The organism is Variovorax sp. PDC80, assembly GCF_900115375.1.
GTDB lineage: Bacteria > Pseudomonadota > Gammaproteobacteria > Burkholderiales > Burkholderiaceae_C > Variovorax.
In genome coordinates this window covers 473932-498146 of the sequence record NZ_FOWG01000002.1, presented here as the reverse complement: position 1 = coordinate 498146, position 24215 = coordinate 473932, and the positions used below count along the sequence as shown (strand labels likewise).

At 71.9% G+C, this 24215-nt stretch carries 12 protein-coding genes; 6 read left to right on the top strand and 6 right to left on the bottom strand.

What is annotated here, in order from left to right:
* Positions 1-47: 47 nt before the first annotated feature.
* From BM109_RS07870 to BM109_RS07845, 6 genes are all read left to right on the top strand, one after another.
* Complete coding sequence (locus BM109_RS07870; protein WP_093341897.1) at positions 48-3551, top strand: response regulator; 3504 nt, start codon at positions 48-50, stop codon at positions 3549-3551.
* A gap of 53 nt (positions 3552-3604) precedes the next feature.
* Positions 3605-4471 carry a CheR family methyltransferase gene (locus tag BM109_RS07865; RefSeq protein WP_371268793.1) on the top strand — a complete coding sequence of 289 codons (867 nt, stop codon included), beginning with the start codon at positions 3605-3607 and terminating at the stop codon, positions 4469-4471.
* Positions 4468-5073 carry a chemotaxis protein CheB gene (locus BM109_RS07860; RefSeq protein ID WP_093341895.1) on the top strand — a complete coding sequence of 202 codons (606 nt, stop codon included), beginning with the start codon at positions 4468-4470 and terminating at the stop codon, positions 5071-5073. Before BM109_RS07865 ends, BM109_RS07860 begins: the two co-directional genes overlap by 4 nt.
* Complete coding sequence (locus BM109_RS07855) at positions 5063-6286, top strand: hybrid sensor histidine kinase/response regulator (protein WP_093341894.1); 1224 nt, start codon at positions 5063-5065, stop codon at positions 6284-6286. The genes BM109_RS07860 and BM109_RS07855 overlap by 11 nt, the downstream gene beginning before the upstream one ends.
* 101 nt (positions 6287-6387) lie before the next feature.
* A complete protein-coding gene (locus BM109_RS07850; RefSeq protein ID WP_177239277.1) occupies positions 6388-6756 on the top strand; it encodes a response regulator in 369 nt (122 codons plus the stop codon).
* Between the two features lie 31 nt (positions 6757-6787).
* The gene (locus BM109_RS07845; protein WP_177239276.1) at positions 6788-7870 is read left to right on the top strand and encodes a S41 family peptidase; all 1083 of its coding nucleotides are present in this window, start codon (positions 6788-6790) and stop codon (positions 7868-7870) included.
* Positions 7871-7889: 19 nt separating this feature from the next.
* Here BM109_RS07845 and BM109_RS07840 read toward each other — a convergent pair whose 3' ends face one another.
* The 6 genes from BM109_RS07840 to BM109_RS07815 form a co-directional block, all read right to left on the bottom strand.
* Complete coding sequence (locus BM109_RS07840) at positions 7890-8372, bottom strand: energy transducer TonB (RefSeq protein ID WP_093341889.1); 483 nt, start codon at positions 8370-8372, stop codon at positions 7890-7892.
* A 38-nt stretch (positions 8373-8410) separates the two neighbouring features.
* The gene (locus BM109_RS07835) at positions 8411-9145 is read right to left on the bottom strand and encodes a S1 family peptidase (RefSeq protein WP_093341888.1); all 735 of its coding nucleotides are present in this window, start codon (positions 9143-9145) and stop codon (positions 8411-8413) included.
* A gap of 98 nt (positions 9146-9243) precedes the next feature.
* A complete protein-coding gene (locus BM109_RS07830) occupies positions 9244-21792 on the bottom strand; it encodes a filamentous hemagglutinin family protein (protein WP_093341886.1) in 12549 nt (4182 codons plus the stop codon).
* A 122-nt stretch (positions 21793-21914) separates the two neighbouring features.
* A complete protein-coding gene (locus BM109_RS07825) occupies positions 21915-22925 on the bottom strand; it encodes a FecR family protein (protein WP_143129109.1) in 1011 nt (336 codons plus the stop codon).
* A gap of 112 nt (positions 22926-23037) precedes the next feature.
* Positions 23038-23556 (bottom strand): RNA polymerase sigma factor, encoded by a 519-nt coding sequence (locus BM109_RS07820; RefSeq protein ID WP_218159363.1) that lies wholly within the window; start codon positions 23554-23556, stop codon positions 23038-23040.
* The gene (locus BM109_RS07815; protein WP_093341883.1) at positions 23553-24149 is read right to left on the bottom strand and encodes a secretin and TonB N-terminal domain-containing protein; all 597 of its coding nucleotides are present in this window, start codon (positions 24147-24149) and stop codon (positions 23553-23555) included. Before BM109_RS07815 ends, BM109_RS07820 begins: the two co-directional genes overlap by 4 nt.
* Positions 24150-24215 lie beyond the last annotated feature (66 nt).

Here is a 24215-nt window from a genome sequence, read left to right as displayed (position 1 = left end):
GTCCGGTCGAAGACAATGTCAATTGTTCGTTCACAACTACGTTCGAAATGAAAACTGCTGCCGCGATCGACACCGCCGACTTCGAGCGCCTGCTGAGCCGCAACATCAAGCTGCCGCTGCTCGGGGGGCTGTTCGGTGCCGTCGTCTTCGTCGCCCTGATCCTGTACCTGCTGTCCACCATCGCCTGGGTCGAGCACACCGACCAGGTGGTGCGCAGCGCCAGCGAGCTGCAGCGCCGTTCCATCGACATGGAAACCGGCATGCGCGGCTTCCTGATCAGCGGGCAGGACCGCTTCCTCGAACCCTACGACGCCGCGCTGGCGCGCGTGAAGACCGACACTGCGGCGTTGCGCCAGCTGGTGGGCGACAACCCCCAGCAGATCGAGCGCGTCGACCGCATCGGCTCGCTGCAGGGCGCCTGGAACGAGTTCGCGGCCGACATGATCGCCGCGCGCCGCAGCGGCGGCGACTTCGAGGCCGCCGTCAAGCTGGGCCGCGGCAAGCGCCTGACCGACGACATCCGCAACGAGTTCGACAACTTCATCAACACCGAGCAGTCGCTGCGCTTCCAGCGCAACGCCGAGGTCAAGCGCACCAGCTGGATGGTGGTGGGCCTGTTCCTGCTGTTCACGCTCACCTTGAGCGGCCTGGTCGCCTACTTCGGCCGCCGGCAGCTGGTGCGCCTGTCCGAGAGCTACGACGCGGTGCTGCAGGAGCAGGAGGCGCACACCGAGCGCCTGACCGAGCAGGCCTGGCTGCGCACGGCCCAGACCGAGCTGGTCGGCGAGCTGGTGGGCGAGCTCAGCGCGGCCGACATGGGCCGCAAGATCCTGGCCTTCTTCTCGCGCCACCTGGGCAGCACCGTGGGTGCGCTCTACGTGCGCGAGCGCCATGGCCCGCTGCGCCGCGCGGCCAGCTACGGCTTCTCGGTCGAGGCGGAGAACGCGCAGCAGGTGTTCTCGCCCACCGAGAGCCTGGTCGGCCAAGCCGCCGCCGAGAAGCGGCTGATGCTGATCGATCCGGTCGAGGCCGACTACCTCAAGGTCAACTCGGGCCTGGGCGAGATGCGCCCGCGCGCCGTGGTGCTGCTGCCGGTGGCCAACGACGGCGTGTCCAACGGCGTGGTCGAGCTCGGCCTGCCCGGCACGCCCGACCAGCGCGCGCGCGACCTGTTCGAGGTGGTGGCCGAGGACATCGGCACCTCGCTGGCCGCGGCGCGCTACCGCGAGCAGCTGCAGGACGTGCTGGCCGAGACCCAGCAGCTCAACGAGGAACTGCAGGTGCAGCAGGAAGAGCTGCGCACCGCCAACGAGGAGCTCGAGGAGCAGTCGCGCGCGCTGCGCGCCTCGCAGGCCATGCTCGAGAACCAGCAGGCCGAGCTCGAGCAGACCAACAGCCAGCTGTCCGAACGCACCGAGGCGCTCGACCAGCGCAACATGGCGCTGCGCCACGCCCAGCGCGACCTCGAGGAACGCGCCGACGAGCTGCAGCGCGCGAGCCGCTACAAGTCGGAATTCCTCGCCAACATGTCGCACGAGCTGCGCACGCCGCTCAACAGCGCGCTGATCCTGGCCAAGCTGCTAGGCGACAACCCGCAGGGCAACCTGAGCACCGAGCAGGTGAAGTTCGCCGAGTCGATCTATGCCTCGGGCAACGACCTGCTGGTGCTGATCAACGACATCCTCGACATCGCCAAGGTCGAGGCCGGCAAGCTCGACCTGGTGCCCGAGGACACGCGCCTGGACCGCCTGGCGCAGGGCCTGGAGAGCACCTTCCGTCCGCTGGCCGACGAGAAGCGGCTGAGCTTCCGCCTCGAGCTGCATCCGGCCGCGCCGGCCTCGCTGGTCACCGACCGCCAGCGCGTCGAGCAGATCCTCAAGAACCTGCTGTCGAACGCGCTCAAGTTCACCGAGCAGGGCGAGGTCTCGCTGGTGATCTCGGGCACGGCCGACGGCGGCGCCTCGTTCGCCGTCTCCGACTCGGGCATCGGCATCGCGCCGCACCAGCAGGAAGTGATCTTCGAGGCCTTCCGCCAGGCCGACGGCACCACCAGCCGCCGCTATGGCGGCACCGGCCTGGGCCTGTCGATCTCGCGCGACCTCACGCAGCTGCTGGGCGGCACGCTCAGCGTGCAGAGCGAACCGGGCCAGGGCAGCACCTTCACCCTGCACCTGCCGGCGCAGGCACCGCAGGCACCCGCGCAGCAGGAGCCGGCCGCCGCGCCATCGCGCGCCGTGGGTTCCGCGCCGGCGCGTCTGCCCGCGCGCGCGCCGGTGCCGGTCGCGCCCCCGGCCCCGGCCGCGCCGGCCCCCGTGGTGCCCGCGCCGCAGTTCGCCGACGACCGCGCGCTGCCGCGCGACCTGCAGGTGCGGCGCGTGCTCGTGATCGAGGACGAGCCGCAGTTCGCCCACATCCTCTACGACCTGGCGCACGAGCTCGGCTACCGCTGCCTGGTCGCGCACGGCGCGGCCGACGGCTTCGCGCTGGCCAGCGAGTTCGTGCCCGACGCGATCCTGCTCGACATGCGGCTGCCCGACAGCACCGGCCTGGACGTGCTGCAGCGCCTGAAGGACTCGCCGCTCACGCGCCACATCCCGATCCACGTGGTCTCGGCCGCCGACAACGCCGAGGCCGCGCTGCACATGGGCGCGATCGGCTATGCGCGCAAGCCCGCCACGCGCGACGAGCTCACGCGCGTGTTCGCGCGGCTGGAGGAGAAGCTCACCCAGAAGGTCAAGACGGTGCTGCTGGTGGAGGACGACGACCTGCAGCGCCGCAGCGTGATCCAGCTGATCGGCGACGACGACATCGAGATCGTCGACGTGGCCTCGGGTGAAGAGGCGCTGGAGCTGCTGCGCAGCCGCATCTTCGACTGCATGATCACCGACCTGAAGCTGCCCGACATGCAGGGCAGCGAGCTGCTCAAGCGCATGGCCTCGGAGGACATCGTCTCGTTCCCGCCCGTGATCGTCTACACCGGGCGCAACCTCACGCGCGAGGAGGAGGCCGAGTTGCACCGCTACTCGCGCTCGATCATTATCAAGGGCGCGCGCTCGCCCGAGCGGCTGCTCGACGAGGTGACCCTGTTCCTGCACAAGGTCGAGGCCGAACTGTCGAGCGAGCGCCAGGGCATGCTCAAGGCCGCGCGCGGACGCGACCGGATCTTCGAGGGCCGCACGGTGCTGCTGGTGGACGACGACGTGCGCAACATCTTCGCGCTCACGAGTGCGCTCGAGCAGCGCGGCGCGAAGGTCGAGATCGGCCGCAACGGCCGCGAGGCCCTCGAGCAGCTCGACCGCGTGAAGGAGATCGACCTCGTGCTGATGGACGTCATGATGCCGGAGATGGATGGCCTGGAAGCCACGCGCCACCTGCGCGCCGATCCGCGCTTCGCCAAGCTGCCGGTGATCGCCATCACCGCCAAGGCCATGAAGGACGACCGCGAGCAATGCCTGGCCGCGGGCGCCAGCGACTACCTCGCCAAGCCGGTGGACCTCGATCGCCTGTTCTCGCTGCTGCGCGTGTGGATGCCGAAGATGGAGCGCCTGTGACCGGATCGCCGCCGCCCTCGCCGCCCGAACGGCCGTCGACCGGCCGCCCGGTCCTGCCCGCCTCGCCCGCCGTGCCGGGCGCGATCGGCGCGCCGCCGCAGCCGCTGAGCGACACCGAGATCGAGCTGCGCCTGCTGATGGAGGCGATCTACCTCAAGTACAGCTACGACTTCCGCGACTACACGCTGGCCTCGCAGAAGCGCCGCGTGCTGCACGCGCTCACGCAGCTCGGCTTGCCCTCGATCTCGGCGCTGCAGGACCGGGTGCTGCGCGACGCCGCGCTGTTCGGGCGCCTGCTGCAGTTCCTCACCGTCCCGGTCAGCGAGATGTTCCGCGACCCGGCCTATTTCCTGGGCCTGCGCCGGCACGTGGTGCCGCTGCTGCACACCTATTCGTCGGTCAAGGTCTGGGTGGCGGGCTGCAGCACCGGCGAGGAGGTGTTCTCGCTCGCCATCCTGCTGCGCGAGGAAGGCCTGCTCGAGCGCACGCAGATCTATGCCACCGACATCAACCCGGCCTCGCTCGAGAAGGCGCGCCAGGGCATCTTTCCGCTCGAGGCGATCCGCGGCTACACCGCCAACTACCAGCGCGCGGGCGGGCTGCGCGCGTTCTCCGACTACTACACCGCGGCCTACGACGCCGCGCGCTTCGACCCCTCGCTGTGCGCCGACACCATCTTTGCCGACCACAGCCTGGCCACCGACAGCGTGTTCGCCGAGACCCAGCTCGTGTCCTGCCGCAACGTGCTGATCTACTTCAACCGCGAGCTGCAGGACCGCGCGCTCGGCCTGTTCCACGAGTCGCTGAGCCACCGCGGCTTCCTCGGCCTGGGCGCCAAGGAGAGCATCGACTTCTCGGCCTACGCCGAGCGCTTCGAGCCGCTGGCGCGCCCCGAGCGCATCTACAGGAAGGCCACGTGAGACAGGCGCTGCCCTCCCACCTGCGCCGCCGCGTCGAGGCGGTGGTCATCGGCGCCTCCGCGGGCGGCATCGACGCGCTGCTCGCCCTGCTGATCGGCCTGCCCCTGATCAGCCGCATCCCCAAGGTGGTGGTGCTGCACCTGCCCGAGGGGCACGACAGCCGGCTGGCCGAGGTGTTCGGCGAGCGCGTCGCCATGCCGGTGCGCGAGGCGGCCGACAAGATGCCGCTGGTTCCCGGCACGCTCTATTTCGCGCCGCCCGGCTACCACCTGTCGATCGAGCGCGATCGCTGTTTCTCGCTGAGCTGCGAGCCGCCCGTGCTGTTCTCGCGCCCCTCGATCGACGTGCTGATGGCCTCCGCGGCCGACGTCTACGGCGCCGGCCTCGCCGGCGTGTTGCTCACCGGTGCCAACGACGATGGTGCCGAGGGCATGGACCGCATTCACCGTGCCGGCGGGCTGACCGCCGTGCAGGACCCCCAAGAAGCCCTGGTTTCCGTCATGCCCAACGCCGCCATAGCGCGCCATTCGCCCGACTTCGTGCTGCCGCTGCGCGATCTCCACTCCCTGCTGATGCACCTGGAGACCGCTCATGGAAATTGATGTCGAAAGCAAGCTGCTGATCGTCGACGACCTGCCCGAGAACCTGGTGGCGCTCGAGGCGCTGATCCGCGCGCCCGGGCGGCCCGTGTTCCGTGCCCAGTCGGCCGAGGAGGCGCTGACGCTGCTGCTCGAGCACGAGTTCGCGCTCGCCATCGTCGACGTGCAGATGCCCGGCATGAACGGCTTCGAGCTGGCCGAGATGATGCGCGGCACCGAGCGCACGCGGCACATCCCGCTGATCTTCGTGAGCGCCGCCGGGCGCGAGCGCAACTACGCCTTCCAGGGCTACGAGAGCGGTGCCGTCGACTTCCTGCACAAGCCGCTCGATCCGCATGCCGTGATCAGCAAGGTCAACGTGTTCGTCGACCTGCACCGCCACCGCAAGGCGCTGCGCCACGAGATGGAACTGCTGGCCCACGCGCACCGCAAGCAGGAGGAGCTGGTGGTGCAGCTGCAGGTCACGCAGCGCGAGCTCGAGCGCGCGGTGCGCATGCGCGACGACTTCATGTCGATGGTCTCGCACGAGCTGCGCACGCCGCTCAACACCCTCTACCTCGAGGCCCAGCTGCGCCAGCTGCACGTGTCCAAGGGCAACCTCGCGGCCTTCACGGCCGACCGCCTGCCCGCGATGATCGAGCGCGACCAGCGGCAGATCCGCAACATGGTGCGGCTGATCGACGACATGCTCGACGTCACGCGCATGCGCAAGGACGCGCTCTCGATCCAGCCCAAGCCGACCGACCTCGCGCAGCTCGCGCGCGCCGTGGTCGAGAACCTGCGCCAGCAGGCCGAGGCCGCCGGCTCCGAGATCTCGCTGCAGGCGCCGGCCGAGCTGCCGGGCGTGTGGGACGAGTTCCGCATCGAGCAGGTGCTGACCAATCTGCTGACCAATGCGCTGCGCTACGGCGGCGGCCGGCCGGTCGAGATGGTGGTGGAACAGGTGGGCACCGGCGACGACGGCTTCGCGCGCGTCAGCGTGCGCGACCGCGGCATCGGCATCGCGGCCGAGGACCAGGCGCGCATCTTCGAGCAGTTCGAGCGCACCGAGCACAGCCGCAAGCATGCGGCCGGGCTCGGCCTGGGCCTGTACATCACGCGCCAGATCGTCGACCTGCACGGCGGGCGCATCGGCGTCGAGAGCGCGCCGGGCGAGGGATCGACCTTCAGCGTCGAGCTGCCGCTGGCCGCGCCGCGAGGATCGGCACAACCGTAGGCTTGCTCCTACCCCACGCGCGGCGCGGTGCCGGGACAATGTTCCATTCCGGACATTTTCAGAAAACCAAAGGCCGCAAAGGCCACCAAGGACCGACCGCCGTGAACGTGCTGATCGTCGACGACAACGAAGCCGCAGCCGACCTGCTGCAGGAACTGCTGACCCTGCAGGACCACACCGCCCGCTGCACCTACACCGGCCAGCAGGCGCTGGACGCCGCCGCCGCCGAACGCTTCGATGCCGCGCTGATCGACCTCACGCTGCCCGACATCCCCGGCACCCAGGTCGCGCGCCGGCTGCGCGAGACCGAGGCGCAGGGCGCGCCCAAGCTGCTGATCGCGATCTCGGGCTTCTCGGCCGCCGATGCCGGCGCCGCGGGCGGCCCCGACGGGCGCAAGCTGTTCGACCACCATCTGCAGAAGCCGATCGACATCGGCGCGCTCGAGGACATCCTCGCGGCCGCGGGCTGAGGCCTTTTTCCGCTGCATTAGCATCGCGGCCATGCGCCGCTTTCTTCCCTCCGCTCTCCTCGCCCTTGCGCTGAGCGCGCTGGCCGCATCGGCCGCCGCGCAGTCCCCCGACACCGTTCCCATCGCGCCCGCCGAGCGCGACCGCCTCGTGGCCCGCACCGCCGAGCTGGTGCAGGCCCGCTACGTGTTGCCAACGCAGGCCGATGCCATCGCGGCCCACCTGCGCGCCCGGCTGCGCGACGGGGCCTATGCGGGCATCGAGACGGCCGACGCGCTGCGCGCGCAGCTCGAGCAGGACCTGCAATCGGTGAACCAGGACAGGCACCTGCTCGTGGGCTTCAGCCGCGAGCCGCTGCCGAAGCCGGCCGATCCGAAGGCCGTCGCGGCGGCGCAAGTACAGCTGGCGCGGCAGTACGTGCGCCACAACCACTGCTTCTACAAGGCCGAGCGCATGGCCGGCAACGTCGGCTACATCGACCTGCGCTGTTTCGACAAGCCCGCGGCGCTGGCGGCGACCGCCGCGAGCGTCTTCGGTTTCCTCGGCCACACCGATGCCCTGATCGTCGACCTGCGCCAGAACGGCGGCGGCTGGCCCGCGGGCGTGGCCCAGGTCAGCAGCCATCTGCTCGAAGGCAAGGTGCACCTCAACGACGTGCTGCATCGCGAAGGCCACCGCGTGGAGTCGCACTGGACCCGCGCCAGGCTGCGCGGCCCGCGCTACCTGAACCGGCCGGTCTATGTATTGACCAGCAGCCAGACCTTCTCGGGCGGCGAGGAGTTCGCGTACAACCTGCAGGCGCTGAAGCGCGCCCGCATCGTCGGCGAACGCACCAAGGGCGGTGCCCATCCCTCCAGGAACCATCGGTTGAACGATCACTTCGAGGTCACGATCCCCTTCGCGCGCTCGATCAACCCGATCACGCGCACCAACTGGGAGGGAACGGGCGTCGTGCCCGATCTGCCAGCCGGCGCGGACGAGGCGCTGGGCGTGGCGCACCTGGCGGCGCTCAAGGAGCTGGTCGGCAAGGACAGCGATCCCGCGACCGTGGGCGATGTGAGCGCGGCGATCGAGGCGGCGGAGGCCGCGAAGGCATCGGCCGGCGCTCGCAAGTAGATCCGGGCGATTGCGCCGCTCAACTCGCCGTCAGCACCTTCAACGTCAGCTGCAACACCATCGGCTGCCGCATGTCCCGTGGCGGCGGCTCCGACAGCGGCTGCGCGGTCAGCAGCTGGCGCAGGTCTGCATCGGCCTGCGCATTGCCCAGCGAATCGAAGGCCACGCGCTCGGGCCGGCCGTCGGGTGCGACCCACACGCGCACGATCAGCGGTGGCGGCGGCAGGGTGCGGCCCTCCTCGAGCAGGCGCTGCTGCATCCAGGCATGCAGGCGCTGCACGGTCTCGTCGGCGGGGTCGCTGAGGCGGCCCTGGAACTGGTTGCCGGCCAGCTCGGCATAGCTGATCCAGTGCTGCGGCACCGGTGCGCGCGCCGAGGGCGCGGGCTGGGCCTGCACGGGCATGTGCACGGCGGCCAGGCCGAGGCCGGCGAGGCCGAGCGCGCGGAACAGGCTGGCCCAGGGCCGCGGCGCGGCGGCGGAATGACGGTGCGAGGGGAACATGCGTTCTTTCGGGGAAAGTTCTGGAAATCGGTGTCGGCTCAGCCGCACAGCACGCCGACCGACAGCGTGGCGGCGCGCGCGGCCGGCGACTGCTGGGGGCCGAGCTGCGGGGTGTCGCTCTCGCTGTAGGCCACGCCGTTGTCGCGCAGGAAATGCTTGATGCGCGCGGCGGTCTCGGCGCGCACGCGCGTGGAGCCCGCCGCCGCGCCGCTGCCCGACAGGCTGGGCAGCCGGCTCAGCGTGCCGCCGCTGGCGCCGGGCGCGGCCGCGATGCGCTCCACCACCACGCCCAGCAGCAGGCCGCCGGCGTCGAGCACCGCGCTGCCGCTGGCGCCGGGCTTGGCGCCCGACAGCAGCTGCAGGCCCTCGGCGCCCGGCACGGTCAGCGCGTTGCCGAGCACGGCCGAGCGGTCGGCCATGCGCTGCAGCGGGCCGTGGGCTTCGGAAAACACCGAGATTGTCGCGGCAGGCAGCACCTCGCTGCGCGGGAAGGTCGCGCCCAGATAGGGCTTGATGTCGCTGTGCAGCACGGCGATGTCGAGGTCGGCCAGCGGGCTCGTCACGCGCACCGTGGCTTCGGCCACGCGCCCGTCCTTGAGCACGAACAGCGAGCGGCAGCCGGTCACGGCATGGCGCGCGGTCAGCACGTCGCCGGCTTCGTTGAGGAACACGCCGCTGGCGTTGCCTTCGAGCCCGCGCGCGGGCTGTTCATCGGCCGCTTGGGCGGCCGGCCACGCCAGCACGGCAGCGGCCGCGCAGGCGACAGCCGCCATGCGGCGTGCAAAGCGTAGGGAAGTCATCGCCATAGAGACGGATGAGCGGGCCGCCGAATGCGCTTTGTCACGCAAGTTTCACGAAACTCTTCCCGCGCCTAGCGGCCGCGCGCGCCGGCGCCGCCGAGTTCGGCCAGCCGCGCGCGCTCGGCCGGCGTGAGCTTCGCGAGCTGCGCGGCGTCGAGCGCGCCCTGCCCCAGCATCTGGAACGGACTGGCCGGGTCGTAGCGCACGCTGCGCTGCGCGGGTGCCGCCGGCGCGCCCGTGGCACCGCCGGACGGTGCCGGCGCGGGGGCCGGCGCCTCGTCGCCGAAGCCCAGCACGCGCACGGTGAACACCGAGGGCAAGGCCTGGCGTGCGCTCGCGCGTTCGCGCTGCATCACGTCCTGCGCCGCCATCGTGGCCTGCGAGGCGGCGGCACTCGCATTCGTGAGCGCGCCGACGTTGACCGAGGCCACCACCGGCAACCCGGCCGACTCGCCCTTGACCTGGATGTTGGCGGCGTTGACCACCTGCAGCGCCGCGAGGTTCACGTTGCCCGAGACGCGAATCCCTGCCTCGCCCGCGTCGATGGTCCCGAGAGGCGCGATCAGGTCCACGTCGCCCGGCGGCACCTCGGGAATCGGATCGAGCGTCGCGATGCCCGCGCCGGTGCTCGGCACGTTCGGCGAGAGCTTGACGTTGCCCAGCGCGTCGTACTCGCGCTTGGGCGGCGTGTAGACCAGCGTGGTCTTCGAACCGCGCCCTGCATTGATGTCGCCCGTGGCCGACCAACCGAGGATGTCCCCGCCGAAGGTGGTCATGATGCGCGACAGGCCCAGCAGGATGCTGCCCTGGCTGTAGATGTCGATGCTGCCCTCGCCCTGGGTGATGAGGCCGGCGGGGCTCACGCTTCCCACGCTCGCCGGGGTCACGCCCTCCACGCCGACGATGGTGCTGCCGCCCGGCGTCAGGGTCTGGATGTCGCCGCCCACCACGGTGCGGATGCCGGCGTTGCCGTTGCTGCCCTGGTAGAGCGTGAGGCCGCCCGCGCGCGCGATCGGCTGCCCGTTCGCGTCGCGCTCGGGGAACAGCGCCGCGATCGCGTTGCGCCCGCGCAGGTAGCTGCCGTAGCGCTTGCTGTCGGGGTCGTTGTACTCGCGCCCGCCGGCCGTGAGCTCGGCATAGAACACCGCGCGCACGAACACGCGCTGCTGCTCGGGCGGCAGCGCCTGGAAATGCGCCAGCGCATCGGCCGGCGACGAAGCCGCGTAGCCGAAGCGCTCGCGCAGCCATTGCGCGAGCTCGGCGTCATAGGTCTTCACCACCTTGCCGGGCTGGTCGGCCAGCGCCGCCGAGGGGTCGATCACGCGGGCCGGGTCCAGGTACTGCGCCGCGAAGCCCGCGAAGTCGCTCGCGCCCTGCCCGCGCGGGCCCGCGCCCAGGCCCGCCTGCACCACGATGTCGGCACCGGGGCGCCGGTCGCCGAGCGCGATGGCGCCCAGGCTGGTCAGGCTGGCGCGGTTGCCCTGGTAGACCTGCCCGCCCGCCGACACCTCGAGCGTGCCGGGGCCGGCGATGCTGAAGTTGGTGTAGAGGATGTCGCCGCCGGCCGCGATCATCGAGATCTCGGCCGGGTCGCTCTGCACGATCAGGCCGCTGCTGTTGACGATGTCGCCGCCGGCCAGGATGCGCAGCGGCTTGGAGGCCAGGTAGGTCGGGATCGGCGCCTCGCCGTTGCCCAGGCTCACGTTCTGCAGGCTGCCGATCTGCACCGCCAGCACGTCGCCGTCGACCGCATAGATGTGCGAGGCCACGCCGGTGCCGGCCATGCTGGCGTCGCTCACGGTGTTGAGCCCGAAGTTGAACAGCGTGCCGCCCGTGCCGATGTGCGCGGGAATGTAGTCGGCGAAGCTGTTCTGGTACATCGCGTCCCACTCGTACTGCTGCAGCTTGCTGGCGTTCCAGTAATTGGTGGCGGCCAGCGGGTTGCTGGGGACATTGCGCAGCATGCGCCAGCCCGGGCGCAGCGGCGTGACCATGCTCGACAGCGCCGTGCCCAGCGGCCCGATCGCGTTGTGCCCGAAGGTGACGGAATTGGTCGCGTCGCCGCTCACGAGGTCGCGCGCCAGCAGGTCCAGGTGGCCGACCGGCGACGGCATCATCTGGCCGGCACCGGGGCTCTCGGTCGCGTAGTAGATGCTGCCGCCGGCCGCCACCGCGCTCAGCGTGGCCGGCATGATGTTCGTGCTGCTGCTCACGTCCTGGATGTTGGTCACGGGATCCATGTTCGGCATGCCGAAGGGCGAGACGTTGCCGCCCGCGGAGAACAGGTCGAGCGCCGTGCGGTCGGTCCACAGCGTGAACCAGCTGGCGGTCGGGCCGCTCAGGCTGCCGTTGCTGGCCTGCGTCTCGACGCGCTCGCCCGCGCGGCCCGCATCCACCACCGCGCCGATCGCGAGGTCGCCCAGCGTCTCGATGCGCAGCACGCCGTCGCCCGGCGCGAAGTTCACGACGCCGTCGCGCTGCCCGCTGTAGGGCGTGTGCGGATCGACCGCGCGCGGGTCCTGGCTGTTGGGCGTGGCGAAGTTCTTGAGCACCACGCTGCCCACGTCGGCGGCGGCCATGCGCGTGTCGCCGCGCAGGTTCGCATACAGGCCGGTGCGGATCTGCCCGCCGGCCGAGACGTCGAGGTTGCCGCCGCCGGTCTGTGCCAGCACGCCGCCGTCGGCGACGCGGCCGGTGCTGCCCACCGCGACCAGCAGGCCGCGCGTGAAGGAGCCCGTGGTGCCGATGTTGCCGCCCGCGTGCACGCTGGCATTGCCGCCGCCGAGCGTGCCCATGCCGGCGAAACCGCCGAAGCCCAGCCGCGGCTGCGCGAGGGTCGGCCAGCCGTCGATGGCATAGCTGCCGAAGTTCAGGCCCCAGGCCGTGCGCTCGCCAATCTCCGCGCCGCCCTGGCGCCACAGCCACTCGCCGGTCGACAGGGTCTCCGGCTGCAGGTAGCCGAGGATGTCGCCCTGCGCCGAGAGCGTGAAGTCGCCGCCGTTCTCGGTGAACCACATGCGTTGCGCGGGCAGCGTGCGCTCGTAGTCCGCGTTGCCCGCGCCGAGCACGCTGCCGTCGGGCAGCCTGGCGCGCGGCGCGTTGTAGCCCGAGTCGTTGCCGGTGCCGGCCACCGAGGTGCCCGCGGTGTACACGCCGAACAGCGACTCCTGCCGGTAGCTGCCGCCGGCGTAGAGCTCGAGGTCGCCGGTGCCGGTGCGCACCACGCTCGGCGCCTGCACGGTGAACTGGGTGGTCGTGCCGGCCAGGTGCAGGTCGTCGAGCAGCAGGTTGCCGCGGCCGGCCAGTTGCGCGGCCCCCTGCAGCCGGCGCGTGTCGGCGGCGCCGAGGTCGGCGCCGCTCACCAGCCGGATCGAGGCCGACAGGCTGCCCGCGGCCAGCATCTGCGACGCGGCCCACAGGCGGCCGGGCTCGGCGCGCGGGCCGCTGAGCAGGATGTCGGCGCCGCCCGGCGCGACCGCGGTCAGCACCGTGCCGGCCGCGACCGTGATGGTGCCGGCGAGGAAGCCGTTGTAGATCGTGTCGCCCGGTCCATAGGTGCCGTAGTCGTCGCTGATCGAGCCCGACACCACGACCGGGTAGTCGCCCGAGAAGATGCCGGGGAACACGTACCAGAAATCGCCCCAGGTGGCGTTGAAGGGCACGCTGACCGTGACGTCCTTCGGCGCCGGCTGGTTGGTGAACAGCACCTGCAGGCGGGTCTGCCAGCCGTTGTCGTCGGGCGTGGCCGGCGGCGGCGCGAAGCCGTCGTTGATGCTGCCGTGGATGTTGAGGTCGCCGCCCGCGCGCAAGGCCAGCGACATCGGCTCGCCCGCGCCGTAGCGCGCCGAGGCCAGGTCGCGGTCGGCCGCGGGGCCGTAGCGGTAGCCCGACAGGTCGAGGTCGCCCTTGACCGTGAGGTTGCCCGTGGGCGTGCTGCTGGCGATCTCCACGCCCGGGCGCAGATGGAAGGCCTCGCCATAGGCCGTGAGCCCGGCCATGCGCGCGCGCAGGTCGGCATTGCCGCGCGCGGCGGCGTCGAAGGCGCGGCTGTCGCTGTCGATGCGGTTCAGGTAGTCCTGGTCGACGATCTGGCCGCTGGCGTCGTCGGGGTCGGGCCGCGCATTCGTGTAGCGCGCGACGCCGTTCAGCGCGATCGCCTGCGCGCCCTTGATGTTGAGCGTGCCCGCGGCCGCGATCGCGATGTCGCCGCCGGTGGCGTTGGCCGGTGCATCGGGACCGGTGGCGCTGGGGCCGGTGCTGCCCACGCGTGGCGCGTCGATGTCGACGTGGCCGCGCGCGATGCCGTCGGGCGAGCGCAGGTCCAGCGTCGCGCCCGGCTCGAGGCGTACCGTGCCGCCGGTGCTGCCCAGCGAGATCTTCGCGCGGTTCGACGCATCGATGGGCACGCCGTAGCTGTCGGTGACCAGCGTGGTGGCATGGGTGTCGAGCACCGCGCCGGCTGCCAGCGTGAGGTCGCCGCTGGCGTTGAGGCGGATGCTGCCGGGCGTGGCGCCCGAGGCGTCGATGGTGCCGTTGACCGTGAGGCGGCCCGCGTCGGTGGCGATGCTCACCTGCCGCGCGCGCACGCCGTCGCCCACGTTCAGATCGCCCTGCTTCACGACGAAGCCGCGCGCGCCGAAGAAGGCGGCATGGTTGAGGCGCGCATTGAGCGCCGCGAAGTCGGCGTCGGAGATGGCGCGGGTCGTCAGGTCGAACTTGCCGTCGTCGAAGCCGGCGCCGCCGCCCGCGCCGAACAGCGCGCCGGCCAGCGTCACCGTGCCGGCTTTGGCGTCGAGCGTCAGCGCACCCGCGTCCTCGTGCGCGGCCGACACGTCGATGCGCGAGCCCGCGGCCTGCGCGATGCTGCCGTTCGTGCTCGTGAGCGTCGCGGCGCCGCCCCAGCTGTACTTGGTGATGTCGTAGAACTGCACGGCGCGGCCCGACAGGTCGATCTGCGCGCCCTCCCCCAGTGCGATGTCGCCATCGGCCAGCAGCTCGAGCACGCCGCTGGGCAGCGCCACCGTGGTATCGAGCGACACGCGCCGGCCCTGCAGGCTCAGCGAGGCGCCGAGTTCGGCGATGGCGGCGGTGTCTGGTGCGCCCGCGCCCGCGGGGGCCGAGACGTCGATGTCGCCGCCCGCCACATAGCGCATCGCCGAGCCGGCCTGCCCCGTGAGCAGCGGCGTCACGATCGACAGCGAGCCGCCCTGCAGCGTGCCGTCCGCGTCGCGCGAGCGCCCCACCAGCAGCGCGGCCTTGTTGTTGGCCGTGACGCGGTCGCTCGCCTGGATCTTCACCGCGCCGAAGCCCAGCGCCAGGCGCTCGAGTTCGGCCTGGCGCTGCGGCTGGCTCAGTGCGTCGTAGCCGAACTGCACCGTGCGCGCATCGATCACCAGCGTGCCGCTGCCCGTGCCCGGACCGCCCGGCTGCACCGCCACCGGGGCCGCGCCCGCGTACGGCGTGGTGGTGCCGTTGCCCGTGGCGATGCCGTTCCAGACGAAGTCGCGCGTGGCGATGCGCACCGTGTCGGCGTCGCCGCCCAGGCCGTAGAAGGCCGGCGTGTTGAACACCAGCTGTACCGGCGAGTCGCCGGTGTCCAGCGTCAGCGCGCCGTAGAAGTTGAAGGCGCCGCCGGCCGTGAGGCTCAGCCGCTCGAGCGCCGGCACGCCGGTGCTGGCCGAGGGGCGCAGCAGGCGGTCGAGCGTGCCCTGGGTCAGTTGCCAGCCCGGCTGCATGGCACCGGCGGCCTGCGCGGCCGCGAGGCTGGCGGCGGTGCCGATGTTGATCTGGTCCTGCGCCACCGTGAGGTAGCGCGCGCCCAGGTTCACGTCGCCCAGCGTCAGCCCGCCGGGCGCGGCGAAGGCGATGGTGCCTTCGCTGAGCACCGTGGCGCCGTCGTGCACCGTGATCCGGCCCGTGCCGAGCGCCGGCAGGAAATCGAGCCAGCCGTTGCTGACGGCGAACACCGCCGGCGAGTACGGGGCGCTCGACACGCCGGGTGCATTCGCATAGAGGAAGCCCAGATCGGAATCGACGCCGGGCCGGCCCATGCCGCGCGTGTCGAGCACCGCGCCGCCCTCGACCTCGACCTGGTTGCCGATCAGGAAGATCTGGCCCGCGCGCAAGGTCGCGCCGCTGCGCACGTTCACCAGGCCCACGCCCAGGCCGTTCGAGAAGTACACGCGCGCGCTGTCGCCCGAAGAATCCTGGCCATTGAAGAAGGTGTAGATGCCGCCGATGGCCAGCGTGTCGGCGCGGAAGGCATTGAGCATGTCGGCCGACACCTCGATGGCGCCGGCCTTGGGCTGCGCGGTGCCGCCGACGATGTCGATGGGCTTGTCGCCCAGCAGGTTGACCTGGCCACGCAGGCCGCCAGGGGCCGCGTCCAGCAGCGCCCGGCCCTCGAACTGCAGCGGTGCCACCGCGTCGTTCTGGGCGAAGCTGAAGCGCAGCACCTTGCCGTCGACCGGCAGCAGCGGCCGCACGTTGCCGAACAGCGCCGCCTGCGCCTTCGCGAAGTCGGCGTAGCTGGTCTCGTTGTATTGCGAGAAGCGCCGCACCGTCTGGCCCGGCGTCACCAGCACCTGGCGCGGCAGGCTGTCGCGGATGCCGGTGCCGGCGATGCCCAGCGTGCCGGTGGTGGCCCACGAGCCGCTGCCATCCGCCAGCGCACCGGTGGCGGCCGCGCTGCCCGACAGGGCCCCCATGCGCGCACCCACCTCGACGCGGAAGGCGCCCGGCATCAGCGCATAGCTGGCGGGCAGCAGCGTGTAGGTGCCGGCGGGCAGGCCCGGCACCCCCGTGCCGACCGTGATCTGCCGGCCCACCGCCGGGTCGCCGGCGCCCTTGTCGCGCACCACCGGCGCATAGGCCGAGGCGTAGCCGGGCACGATCGCATAGACCGCGCTGCCCTTCGCGGCGGGCGCATAGGCCGCCGGATTGGCATTCGCCAGCGCCGTCGTCAGCACGTCCACCGAGCCACCGCGGCCGGTGATGAAGCCCGCGCCGCGCAGGTCGCCGCCGCCCGAGAGATCGAGCACCGAGCCCGGCTCGGCCACCACCGAGCCGCCGCCGATCGAGATGCCCTGCGCCAGCACGTAGGAATCGCTCGGCGAATTCGAATTGAGCCGCTGCGTGAAATTGCCGCCGAGGCTGAACAGCGTGCCGTCGGTGCCGCGGTAGGTCAGGCCGTCCTGCGTGCCGCCGTAGGGCATGGTCAGGCCCGCGGCGCTCACCGAGCTCAGGCTGCCGTCGCGCAGCACCAGCTTCATCCAGGGCAGCGCCTCGGGATTGGCGATGACGCTGTTCATCCAGGCCGGGCCGTAGAGCGAGCCGCCGATGTCGTTGAGCCCGATCGTGCCCAGCGGCGCGCGCACCACGCCGCCCTGGTCCAGCGTCGGGCCCATCAGCACCAGCTGGCCGAACACCGAATCGGGCACCGGCGCGGCGCGGCCGTTCGAGCGGATCACCAGGCTGCGCGCCTGGTCCCAGACATTGGAGGAATTCGGCAGGCTGGCCTGGCCCGCGATCACCACGCCGCGCTGCCCGCTCACCGGATAGAGCTGCGCCGCCTCGATCAGCAGGTCGCCGGTGACGACGAAGGCGGCATTGCCTAGCCGGATGTCGCCCTCGCTGCGCAGCGTGACGGCAGCGAAGCCGTCGGCCTCGACGGTGCGGCTGGCGCTCGAGCCGCTCGGCGTCACGGAACCGTCGCCGTAGCCGGCGACGACGCCCGACTGCATGCGGCCGTAGATGTCGATCAGGCCTGCATCGAGCGTCAGCGCGCTGTCGCCGTGCGCCGGGCGGCCCACGGCCCGGCCGCCGATGATGATGCCGGGGCTGAAATAGCCCGAGGCGCCGTCCCAGCTGCCGCCATCGAGCCGGATGTAGGGCGCGGCCAGCCGCACCTTCGCATCGGGCGTGGCGTCGGCCACCGTCAGGAAGCCGTTGCGCAGGTTGAGGCTGCGGCCGAGCTGGAGGTCGATGTCGCCGTCGAACAGCAGCAGGTCGTGCGCCGACAGCGTCAGCGCATCGAAGCCGCCCGCGCTCACCCGGTCCGCCGAGAGCACCGCCGCGCCGTACTTCAGGCCCGCGTCGGCCTGGCCCGGCGCGAGGCCGTCGGCCAGACCGCCGGGACGGTAGTGCTGCGTCAGCGTGATGTCGTGCATCGTCTGCACGGCGTCGGAGAGGTTCTCCACACCCGCGAGGTAGCGCCGGTTGGCCATCTCCAAGGTCAGCGAGCCGCCGGCCGCGCCGGCGCCGCCCGCGCGCGCGACCAGCGTGCCGTCGATGACCATGCCGACGTACGAATGCAGCCCGATGCTGCCGCCGGCACCGGCCAGCGCGAGCGGCCGCGCGGGCACGCCGGCGGCGCCGCCGGCCGAACCATCGATCTCGGCATAGGCACCCGAGGCGTCGAGCACGGCACCCGGCCGGATCACGAGGAAGGAATCGGACAGGCCGAGCTCGATCGTGCCGCCGTCGGGCGCGACGCCATAAGCGCGGCCCTGCGCATCGCGCGCGACGTAAGCGCGCGCGGCCGCGTCGAGCACCGCGTTGTCGCCGATCCAGACCGAGCGCGTGGTCGAGGCCTGGTAGCTGAACTGGGAAGTCGGCTGCGAGGCGATCGAGATGGCGCCGCCCCAGGCGTCGAGCCGGCCGTCCACCGTCAACTGGCCGCCGTTGCTCCACAGCGTGATGGCCTGGCCCGGATCGACCGCGATGTGCGCATCGGTGCCCACTGTCAGCGGCGCGAGCAGGCCCGGGCCGGCGATCCTCGAGCCCGCGTCGAACTCGATGCTCGCGCCGCCGCGCTGCGCGAGCCGGGCGTGCTGCGCATCCTCCTGGTAGAGCGGCGGCGTCCACACCGGCAGCGCGGTGGCGAGCCGGCTGCCGCCGGGCAACGCCTGCAGGCCGTCGACATCGGTGCGCAGCACCGGCATGGCGACCTCGATGCGCGTGCCCGGCACCACCACGAGGCCGTCGCTTGCCGTCACCACGTAGTGCGAGAAGCCGGTCTGGAACAGCGTGGGCGACAGCGTGCCCGTGGGCGCCACGGCGACCGACCGCGCCAGCACCGCGCCGGCGGCGAGCGAGCTGCCGGCCGCCAGCGTGAACGGCATGTCGAGCACGCTGCCGGCGTTGTAGCGCACCAGCGTCGGCACGATCGGCAGCCCGTCCGGGAACACGTCGGCGGGAATGGTGACGCCGACCGGCAGGAAGAAGCCCTGGGTCACCGTGGTGCCCGCGGGCACGGTGCTGCCGATGCGATGGAGGACCCCATTCGAATCGAAGAGGTTGAACGGCACCACCCAGTCCGCCTCCAGCACCAGCGGCGCATTGCCCGGGATCCGGATCTCGACCTGCTGGCCCGTCACGGTGTAGCCGGCCGGCCGGCGGGTCAGCGTCACCGTGAGATCGATCGGCGCGATGTCGCCCGCGACCAGCTGGTAGTCCTGCAGCAGCCGCAGGTTGACCGGCGCGGCCTGCCCGGCCGCGAGCAGGCCGTCGGTGTCGAGCGCCTGGCCGCCGATGCCGACGGCGGTGCCCGAGCGCACGTCGAGCGTGCCGCCGCCGTTCACGCCGAAGGCGCGCAGCTCGCCCGCCAGCGTGAGCAGCGCGGTGGGGTCGGTCGCGGTCGAGTTGGCGTCGGTCACGTAGCCGGCCGCCAGCGTCACGTCGCCGCCATGGCCGCCGCGCAGGGCGCCGTTGCGCAGCAGCGCCGCGCCCGAGGACACGTCGATCGCCGCGCCCTGCGCCAGAGTCACGTCGCCGGTGCCGCGGATCGACACGCTGCCGCCGTCGACGTAGGGCAGGCCCGCATCGTCGCGCGGATCGGCCAGCAGGTTGGTCCACAGGCCGCTCGCATCGAGCGTGGCGCCCGCGGCCACGGTGGTCCGCGCACGCTGGCCCGTGGCGGGCGCCAGCGCGATGCTGATCGTGGTGCCCTGGCCGGCGACCGAGGGCAGCACGTTGCCCAGCGCGATCTGGCCGCCGCGCGCCACGAGATCGGCGTTGATCTCCACCTGCGGCGCATACAGCGCGATGCTGCCGCCCGGCACCACCGCGAGCGCCGCCTCCACCGTCAGGCTGCGCGTGCCGCCGGCCATCAGCTGACCGAGCTGCCAGCCGTTGACGCGGTCGCTGTCGACATGCAGCACGTCCTCGAGCGCCTGCGGCAGCGGCCCGTCGGGCGCGATGCCGTCGCCCAGCGCCGGTTGCGCGGTGCCGAACACGACCTGGCCGAAGCTCGGCGTGAAGTTGTGGAACACGCCCTGCGGTCCGTTGGTCTTGTCGGCGTTGAACACGGTCGTGTAGTTGCCGAGGATCAGTTGCGCGGCGAGCGCCGCGGCGTCGTGCGACTGCGCATAGCCGTCGATGCCGCCATCGCGCTGGATCGTCTGGCGCGGGCCGCGGTAGACCGTCGTCGTCAGGTCGCCCTCGAGCACGGCGGCACTGGTCGAGACGATCAACTGGCCCGCATCGCGGCCCACCGTGTAGCCGTTCTCGAGCCGCTGCTGCGGCCCGATCAGCGGGTTGTAGAAGAAGCCCGTGGTCTTGTCGCCCCAGCGCTTGTGCGCGTCTTCGTAGCCCTTGTAGAGGCCCGTGTACTGCACATCGGCGGGTGCGCTCGAGACTTCGTAGAGCCGCCCGTCGGCCCCCTTGAGCCAGCTCTGCTTGATCATCCCGGTCTGCACGTCCAGCGTGCCGCCCGAGAGGTTGATGTTCGAACCCGCCTGCGCGACCAGCTCGTTGCCCGCGAACACCACGCTGCCGCCCTGCGCGCCCCACTCGCCCACCGTGTGGCCCTGCAGGCCCAGGTAGCCGCCGACCTCGAGCAGGCCGCCCGGCGTGTACCAGCGCTCCTTGTCGTAGCCGCCCACGCCGGCCGCCACGCGCAGCAGCTTGCGCCGGTCGATCCATACGTTGCTGTTGTTGAGCATCGTGGTGTCGCGGTTCAGCGGGGCATCGCGCTGCTCGTTGCCCTGGATGTTGATCTCGACGTTGTTCGAGGACATCGCGACCTGCACGCCCACGGCGCCCGAGACGTCGAGCCGCGCGCCATTCGCCACCGTGCTGCGGCCATTGCTCGCCGCTACCGCGATCTGCCCGCCGGTGGCCAGCGTGGTCGAGCCGCCCTCGAACACCACGCCGCCGCCCGAGACGATCTCGATGCGCGACTGGTCGCGGCGGTCGTCGAGGCGCGCGAGGTTGTCGAAGCCGCCCGAGGCCGCGGTGCGGCGCGCCAGGTCCTGCACGGCCGAATCGGCGATCAGCGCATCGCGCTGGCTGTCCAGTGCCGTGCGGCCGTTCTGGTCGTCGAGCAGGATCGCATTGAGACCGCGTGACGTGACGGTGACGCTGCCGAGCTTGTCGCTGGCCGAGTTCAACAGATGGATCGTGCCGCGCGTGTCGACCGTCGTCGTGGACACGGCCACGCCGTCCTGCACCACCTTGCGCCCCGCGAGCGTGATGTCGCCTTCGGGCGCCTGCAGCAGGCCGGTGTTGGTGACCGCGCCCGCCGTGCTGTCGGCATTGAACTGCGGCGCCACTTCGTTGCCGCGCGTGGTCGCGTACTGGTTGCCCGTGGTGCTCTGGCCGGGCCGCACGATGAAGAAGTCGCCGGCCGCCATCTGCACCTGGCCGCGTGGCGTGGCGATGGTGCCGGCGTTGGCGACCTCCTTGCCGAGCAGCAGCGCATAACCACCGCCTTGCGTGACGGTCGTCGGCACCGCGGTGTTGATGCGCGCACCGGCCTGCACCTCGACCTTGCCATTGGCATCGGTGAAGCTCGGCGTGTAGGCCCCGCTTTCCTGCGCGCTGTAGATGCCGCGCGCCTTGAACTGGTCATCGCCGATTTTGGCGGCGGCCGCCACGAGATTGCGCGTATTGGTCTGGCTCGAGCCGCTGAACACGATGCCGTTGCGGTTCGCGATCAGCACCGTGCCGTCGCCCTTGATCTGCCCCTGGATCTGCGAGGGCCGCGCCTGTGGGTCGTTGACGCGGTTGAGCACGGCCCAATCGGCCTGCTGTTTGAAATCGACCGTGGTGCGCTTGCCGACGTTGAAGGTCTCCCAATTGAGGATCGCGCGGTCGCCGGTCTGTTGAATGGTGACCGTGGTGCGGCCATCGGTGCCTTGCGATTGCACGGGTGCCTGGGCATTGAGCCAGCCCGCGGTCAACGAATTGGTGTCGACACGAAGACCACCATCGGCCAAGCCATCAGGCACCGACGAAGGATCATCCAGCGCCGCCTGCCGTGCCGCCGCTTGTGCGGCCTGCTGCGCCGCAATGCTCTGCGCGGCCAGGTTCAGGTTGCCGATCGAACGCTGCAACTGCTCGCGCGCCTGCTGCTGTTGCGCGCTCGGCGTATTGAGCGACGACACGGGCAGGCCATTGGGCAAGCGCCCGGTGGCGATCGCCTGACCCTGCGCGATGTTCTTCTGCGCCATCCAGGCGGCACTGAACGCGCGTTGCTGCGCATGCGCCGCGCCCACCGCGCCGACCGCGAGGACGACGGCGACGGCATGGGCCAGGGGTGCGAGGCGTCGCGGTCCGGTGCGGCGGCCAGGGCGTGCGGGGAACGCGGGCTTCACCGGGGCAGGATGGAGGGGCGGCATGACAGGAATCTTTCAGTGGCGTTTCGAATGGACAGGAAGCCATGCGATGGCTTTGCCCATAGACGAATGCCGACGACGAAAGCTGTACACCTCGCCGCGCATCGGCAGCGAAGAATGCCGCCTCAGTGAAGGATCACGATGCCGCCCGGCAAGGCCGTGAGCTCGAGCCGGAACAGCCGCTGGATCTGCGCCAGCGCCTTGTCGAGGTCGTGGATGTGAAAGCGCCCGCTGACGGGCTTGCCCGCGAGCCCGCTGCCCAGCAGCATCACGCGGCCCGGCCGGTAGCGGTTGATCTCGTCGACCACCTGCGCGAGCGCGGTGCGCTGGAAGCGCAGCACGCCCTCGCGCCAATCGGAACGCTCGCCGCCCTCGATGCTGCGCACCGGCTGCGGCTGGCGGCCCTCGTACACCAGTTCCTGCGCGGCACGCAGCGCGAGCGACTCGGCGCCGAGCGTCACGCGCACCTGGCCTTCGAGGCAGCGCACGCAGACGCTGCGCGCATCGGTGTGGCGCACCTCGAAGCGCGCGTCGACGGCCTCGATGCGCCCGAGCGCCGCGCTCACGGTGAAGGGCCGGCCGCGCCGCGTGGCATCGACCGCGACCTCGCCGCCGATCAGCTCGATGCCGGCGGTCTCGCCCTGCGCGGCCTGCAGCGCGATGCTGCTGCGCGTGTTCATCTCGACCGTGAGGTCGGGCGCGAGCGCGAGGCTGCGCTGCTCGCCGGTGCCGGTGCGGTAGTCGGCCTGCCAGCTCTCGGGCGCGGGCCACAGGCCCAGCGGCGGATGCATGACGACCACGCCGGCCGCGACCGCCGCGGTGGCGATGCCGGCGCCCAGGAAGGCACGGCGCGGCAGTGTGCGCACGGCCTGCGCCACCGGCCGCGGCGCGGCGCGCAAGGCCGCGAGCGCGGGATCGTCGGCACCGGCCAGCGCGGCCGCGCCGGCCATGTCGCGCCACAGCCGGTGGGCGCGGCCGAAGGCCTGGGCATGGGCCTCGCTGAGCGCGCACCAGCGCTTGAGCGCGCGCGCATCGCGGGCCCGCGCGCTGCCCGAGGCCAGGCGCTGCACCCAGGCATGGGCCTGGCGCTCGAGGGCCTCGGCATCGCGCGGCGGCATGGGGGACGAATCGGACACGTTCAACGGCCTCGCAAGGAACCAACACCGGGCCGCGGCGCGCCTGCGCGCGGTGCCCTCTTCTTCCAGACGTTTGTCGCGGCCCGGAACTGCACGGCGGCGGCGAGGAATTTCATCGCGTGCGCTCCACGATGTACTCGTGCGCGCGCCGCAGTTCGCGGTCGACCAGGCTCAGCGACACGCCGAGCCGGTCGGCCACCTCCTGGCGCGGCATCTCGTCGACGCGCACCAGGATCAGCACGTGGCGCCGGCGCGGCGGCATCTCCTCGATGATCGCGGCCAGCTGCGCGAGCTCCGAGCGCCCCAGCGCCTCCTGCGCCGGGCCGGGCGCGGGATCGCTGAGCTCGGCGAACACCTGCTCGACCTCCTCGCCGTTCATGAAGCGCGCCTCGGCCCGGATGCGGTCGAGCGCCACGTTGGTGGCCATGCGCATCAGGTAGCTCAGCGGGTACTGCACGGGCTCGCGCGGGTCCTGCGCCTCGGTGGCGCCGGCCTGCAGCCGCAGCCAGGTGTCCTGCAGCGCATCGCCCGCGAGGTCGGCACTGCCGAGCTGCAGCGTGAGCCGGCGCTTGAGGTCGTCGTAGCGGCCCACCAGATAGTCGCGCAGCATGCCGAAGCTGGAACCGCTCACCGTGCCGCCCCCACGCGCGCATCGCAATGCCAGCCGCCGCCTTCCGCGCGCGGCGCGATCAGCATCACGTAGGGCGGCTGTTCGGCGCCGGCCAGCGGCGGCCGGCCCAGTTGCACATCGGCCAGCGCCGCGAGCACCGCGCGGTCGCGCGCGGCATCGCCGGTGGAGCCGAGCAGCAGCGGGCGCACCACGCGGCCCTGCGCGTCGAGGCCGAAACGCAGCGCCGCGCGGAAATCGCCCGCGGCCAGTCGCGGGTCACCGCAGAAGGCCTCGTTGACGCGTGCCTGCACCAGCCCGTCGTCGGGTCCCGGTGCGCGCGCCGCCTCGGCCGGTGCTTCAGCGGTTGCCGGCGCGCCGGGTTCGAGCACGAAGGCATCGGGCGCCGTGTAGTGGACCGCAAGGCCGGTGCCCTCGAGCAGCCGCTGCAGCGCCACCTCGGGCGTGTAGCGGCCCTGCACCGCCGCGCTGCTGCGCCCGGCGATCGACTCGGCCGTGTAGAAGCCCGAGCGCCCGGTGAGCGCGCCATAGGCATCGAGCGCGCCCTGCAGCGGCTGCACGCGCAGGTCGAAGCGCAGCAGTCCGGCGGACGGCATCGTCGAGGGAGCGGATGGCAACGCAGGTTCTGCGGCGGCGATCGGGTTCAGGAACGCCATGCACCC